The organism is Stenotrophomonas sp. STEN018, assembly GCF_056760235.1.
The window spans coordinates 1-5779 of the sequence record NZ_JBRREK010000104.1 but is presented as its reverse complement, the minus strand read 5'-3'; the positions used below and the strand labels follow the sequence as shown (position 1 = coordinate 5779).

Genomic DNA, 5779 nt, shown 5'->3' with positions numbered 1-5779 from the left:
CGATGTCCGACCGTAACTAGCGTACCTTCGAACTCCTCCGTTACACTTTGGGAGGAGACCGCCCCAGTCAAACTGCCTACCATGCACTGTCCCCGATCCAGATAATGGATCTAGGTTAGAACCTCAAACACACCAGGGTGGTATTTCAACGTTGGCTCCAAGCGAACTAGCATCCGCTCTTCAAAGCCTCCCACCTATCCTACACAAGTCTATTCAAAGTCCCATACAAAGCTACAGTAAAGGTTCATGGGGTCTTTCCGTCTTTCCGCGGGTAGATTGCATCATCACAAACATTTCAACTTCGCTGAGTCTGCGGAGGAGACAGCGTGGCCATCGTTACGCCATTCGTGCAGGTCGGAACTTACCCGACAAGGAATTTCGCTACCTTAGGACCGTTATAGTTACGGCCGCCGTTTACTGGGACTTCGATCAAGAGCTTGCACCCCATCAATTAATCTTCCAGCACCGGGCAGGCGTCACACCCTATACGTCCACTTTCGTGTTTGCAGAGTGCTGTGTTTTTATTAAACAGTCGCAGCCACCGATTTATTGCAACCGCTTTGGGCTCCCCTTGTTCAGGTTCACCTACTTGCGGCATACCTTCTCCCGAAGTTACGGTATCAATTTGCCGAGTTCCTTCTCCGCAGTTCTCTCAAGCGCCTTAGAATACTCATCTCGCGCACCAGTGTCGGTTTGCGGTACGGTCACTCAATAGCTGAAGCTTAGTGGCTTTTCCTGGAAGCAGGGTATCACTCACTTCAGGTGCATGCACCCTCGTTATCACTCCTCACCTAAGCTCGGCGGATTTGCCTACCGAGCACGGCTACAAGCTTGAACTGCCTATTCCAACAGACAGCTGAGCTAACCTTCTTCGTCCCCACATCGCACTATTGAGCGGTACAGGAATATTGACCTGTTTCCCATCAGTTACGCATCTCTGCCTCACCTTAGGGGCCGACTCACCCTACGCCGATGAACGTTGCGTAGGAAACCTTGCGCTTACGGCGAGGGGGCTTTTCACCCCCTTTAACGCTACTCATGTCAGCATTCGCACTTCTGATACCTCCAGCATCCGTTACCAGACACCTTCTCAGGCTTACAGAACGCTCTCCTACCACGCACACAATGTGTGCATCCGCAGCTTCGGTAACTGGCTTAGCCCCGTTACATCTTCCGCGCAGGACGACTCGATCAGTGAGCTATTACGCTTTCTTTAAATGATGGCTGCTTCTAAGCCAACATCCTGACTGTTTTAGCCTTCCCACTTCGTTTCCCACTTAGCCAATTTTAGGGACCTTAGCTGGCGGTCTGGGTTGTTTCCCTCTTGAGTCCGGACGTTAGCACCCGGTGCTCTGTCTCCCAAGCTGTACTCTGCGGTATTCGGAGTTTGCCTAGGGTTGGTAAGTCGCCATGACCCCCTAGCCTAAACAGTGCTCTACCCCCGCAGGTAATACTTGAGGCACTACCTAAATAGTTTTCGGAGAGAACCAGCTATTTCCAAGTTTGTTTAGCCTTTCACCCCTATCCACAGCTCATCCGCTAATTTTGCAACACTAGTCGGTTCGGACCTCCAGTACCTGTTACAGCACCTTCATCCTGGCCATGGATAGATCACTTGGTTTCGGGTCTACACCCAGCGACTAAAGACGCCCTATTCGGACTCGATTTCTCTACGCCTGCCCTATTCGGTTAAGCTTGCCACTGAATGTAAGTCGCTGACCCATTATACAAAAGGTACGCAGTCACCCCTTTCGAGGCTCCTACTTTTTGTAAGCATACGGTTTCAGGATCTATTTCACTCCCCTCCCGGGGTTCTTTTCGCCTTTCCCTCACGGTACTGGTTCACTATCGGTCGATGATGAGTATTTAGCCTTGGAGGATGGTCCCCCCATATTCAGACAGGGTTTCTCGTGCCCCGCCCTACTTGTCTCTAGCTTAGTACCACCAATTAATTTTCACATACGGGGCTATCACCCACTATGGCCGGCTTTTCCACACCGTTTTGTTAATTAACTGACTATCTCTAGAAGGCTCTTCCCATTTCGCTCGCCACTACTTTGGGAATCTCGGTTGATGTCTTTTCCTCTGGGTACTTAGATGTTTCAGTTCTCCAGGTTCGCTTCCATACCCTATGTATTCAGATATGGATACCCTTGCGGGTGGGTTTCCCCATTCAGAGATCTCCGGATCAAAGCTTATTTGCCAGCTCCCCGAAGCTTTTCGCAGGCTATCACGTCTTTCTTCGCCTATCATCGCCAAGGCATCCACCATATGCTCTTAGTCACTTGACCCTATAACTTTGATTTCTCATGGTTTAAAAAACTATAAGAATTCATCGCCAAAGTCAAAGACTGGTAAGGTCTTGCACCTTACGCGTTATGCCGTAATGCGATTTTGTATCTTCGATATTGCTATCTCAAGAACTACTTTCGTCATTACTGAATTCAAAGTTGAATTCGTTTTGACGCAATCAAATTTACATTGCTGTGGCACGGTCACTTTTTACAGTGTTTCCACAGCAACGCTGATTTCGACTCTATGAATTTTTAAAGAACAGCCTATTGGATAATTCCAATACACAAGCACTCTTTGCAAGAGTGCTTGTGTATTGGTAAGCCGAGTATTCTAACATTGCGCTTTGCGTAGTTTTTGCAAAACTTGGTGTTTACCCGGTGTTTGGTGGAGGATGACGGGATCGAACCGACGACCCCCTGCTTGCAAAGCAGGTGCTCTCCCAGCTGAGCTAATCCCCCGTTGGGTTGATCGCATTGGAAGTTTGGTGGGTCTAGTTGGGCTCGAACCAACGACCCCCGCCTTATCAAGACGGTGCTCTAACCAGCTGAGCTACAGACCCCAACCATCAAACCTTTTTTGGTCTTCGATGGGTCATCCAACAACCGATAAGTGTGGGTATTTAGCAGCAAACAGTTGTTTGCGTTTTCCAGAAAGGAGGTGATCCAGCCGCACCTTCCGATACGGCTACCTTGTTACGACTTCACCCCAGTCACGAACCCCGCCGTGGTAAGCGCCCTCCTTGCGGTTAGGCTACCTACTTCTGGCGAGACCCGCTCCCATGGTGTGACGGGCGGTGTGTACAAGACCCGGGAACGTATTCACCGTGGCATGCTGATCCACGATTACTAGCGATTCCGACTTCACGCAGTCGAGTTGCAGACTGCGATCCGGACTACGACCGGCTTTATGGGATTGGCTCCACCTCGCGGCTTGGCTACCCTTTGTACCGGCCATTGTATGACGTTTCTAGCCCCACCTATAAGGGCCATGAGGACTTGACGTCATCCCCACCTTCCTCCGGTTTGTCACCGGCAGTCCCATTAGAGTGCCCTTTCGTAGCAACTAATGGCAAGGGTTGCGCTCGTTGCGGGACTTAACCCAACATCTCACGACACGAGCTGACGACAGCCATGCAGCACCTGTGTTATGGCTCTCTTTCGAGCACTCCTTCATCTCTAAAGGATTCCATACATGTCAAAGGTGGGTAAGGTTTTTCGCGTTGCATCGAATTAAAGAACATCATCCACCGCTTGTGCGGGTCCCCGTCAATTCCTTTGAGTTTTAACCTTGCGGCCGTACTCCCCAGGCGGTCAACTTCACGCGTTAGCTTCGTTACTGAGAAAATAAATTCCCAACAACCAGTTGACATCGTTTAGGGCGTGGACTACCAGGGTATCTAATCCTGTTTGCTCCCCACGCTTTCGTGCATGAGCGTCAGTGCAGGCCCAGGGGATTGCCTTCGCCATCGGTGTTCCTCCGCATATCTACGCATTTCACTGCTACACGCGGAATTCCATCCCCCTCTGCCGCACTCCAGCCTTGCAGTCACAATGGCAGTTCCCAGGTTGAGCCCGGGGATTTCACCACTGTCTTACAAAACCGCCTGCGCACGCTTTACGCCCAGTAATTCCGATTAACGCTTGCACCCTACGTATTACCGCGGCTGCTGGCACGTAGTTAGCCGGTGCTTATTCTTACGGTACCGTCATGATCCCAGGGTATTAACCCAAGACTTTTCGTTCCGTACAAAAGCAGTTTACAACCCGAAGGCCTTCATCCTGCACGCGGCATTGCTGGATCAGGGTTTCCCCCATTGTCCAAAATTCCCCACTGCTGCCTCCCGTAGGAGTCTGGGCCGTGTCTCAGTCCCAGTGTGGCTGATCGTCCTCTCAGACCAGCTACAGATCGTAGGCTTGGTAAGCTTTTATCTCACCAACTACCTAATCTGCCATCGGCCGCTCTAGTAGCACAAGGCCCGAAGGTCCCCTGCTTTCATCCATAGATCTCATGCGGTATTAGCCACTCTTTCGAGTAGTTATCCCCCACTACTAGGCACGTTCCGATGTATTACTCACCCGTTCGCCACTCGTCAGCATCCCGAAAGACCTGTTACCGTTCGACTTGCATGTGTAAGGCATGCCGCCAGCGTTCAATCTGAGCCAGGATCAAACTCTACAGTTCGATCTTAAAAAATTTAAAGTCTTGCGACTTCACTCAAAAACGGAATTGAAGTGAACTTCACTTCATATTCACATGAGTATTTAATGGCAAACTTCCATCTACCACCAAATACCCACGCTTATCGGCTGTATCTTGTTAAAGATCTCAAGCAGAAGTTTTGCAACTTCCAAGCACCGCTGCAATCAGCGAAGCCTTGTATTGTAGCACAATATTTTGTACTTAGCGCACATTACGCTTTCTTTTCACCTTCACAAGGGGAAGAGAAAGCGCCCAGCACGAGATCACTGGACGCTTTGCTTTGCTATAAGAGCCTGACGATGACCTACTTTCACACGGGAACCCGCACTATCATCGGCGCTGACCTGTTTCACTGTCCTGTTCGGGATGGGAAGGAGTGGTTCCAGGTCGCTATGGTCATCAGGCATAAACTTTTGCTGCACTGGCCTTGGCTGGTTTGCCTGGGGCCTGCACATAAATTCATAGAGTCGTTTTTGTGTATCAGCGTTTCATGTTTTTCTAAATTTGATTGCGCTTGTGCGAATTTTTCTTTGCCTTCATTGGGCATAAATGTCTTTGCTGTTGTTGATTTTTCATCAAAGTTATAGGGTCAAGCCGCACGGGCAATTAGTACTGGTTAGCTCAATGCATTGCTGCACTTGCACACCCAGCCTATCAACGTCGTGGTCTACAACGACCCTTTAGGGGAGTCAAGCTCCCGGCAGATCTCATCTTGAAACGAGTTTCGCGCTTAGATGCTTTCAGCGCTTATCTCTTCCACACTTAGCTACCCTGCAATGCCACTGGCGTGACAACAGGTACACCAGAGGTGTGTCCACTCCGGTCCTCTCGTACTAGGAGCAGGCTTCCTCAAATCTGCAGCGCCCACGGAAGATAGGGACAAAACTGTCTCACGACGTTTTAAACCCAGCTCACGTACCTCTTTAAATGGCGAACAGCCATACCCTTGGGACCGACTACAGCCCCAGGATGAGATGAGCCGACATCGAGGTGCCAAACACCGCCGTCGATATGAACTCTTGGGCGGTATCAGCCTGTTATCCCCAGAGTACCTTTTATCCGTTGAGCGATGGCCCTTCCATACAGAACCACCGGATCACTATGTCCTGCTTTCGCATCTGCTTGACTTGTCAGTCTCGCAGTTAAGCACGCTTATGCCATTGCACTATCGTCACGATGTCCGACCGTAACTAGCGTACCTTCGAACTCCTCCGTTACACTTTGGGAGGAGACCGCCCCAGTCAAACTGCCTACCATGCACTGTCCCCGATCCAGATAATGGATC

General features: G+C 50.3%; 2 tRNA genes and 4 rRNA genes. All 6 read right to left on the bottom strand.

The features are described 5' to 3' along the window. A 23S ribosomal RNA gene (locus ACVOMB_RS20550) occupies positions 1–2291 on the bottom strand; the annotation flags it as partial. 386 nt (positions 2292–2677) lie between these two features. Then, positions 2678–2753, bottom strand: a tRNA-Ala gene (locus ACVOMB_RS20545). A gap of 24 nt (positions 2754–2777) precedes the next feature. After that, positions 2778–2854, bottom strand: a tRNA-Ile gene (locus ACVOMB_RS20540). A gap of 91 nt (positions 2855–2945) precedes the next feature. Beyond that, positions 2946–4476 (bottom strand): 16S ribosomal RNA (locus tag ACVOMB_RS20535). Between the two features lie 309 nt (positions 4477–4785). Beyond that, positions 4786–4898: ribosomal RNA gene (rrf, locus tag ACVOMB_RS20530) — 5S ribosomal RNA — on the bottom strand. A 181-nt stretch (positions 4899–5079) separates the two neighbouring features. Further along, positions 5080–5779, bottom strand: a 23S ribosomal RNA gene (locus ACVOMB_RS20525); the annotation flags it as partial.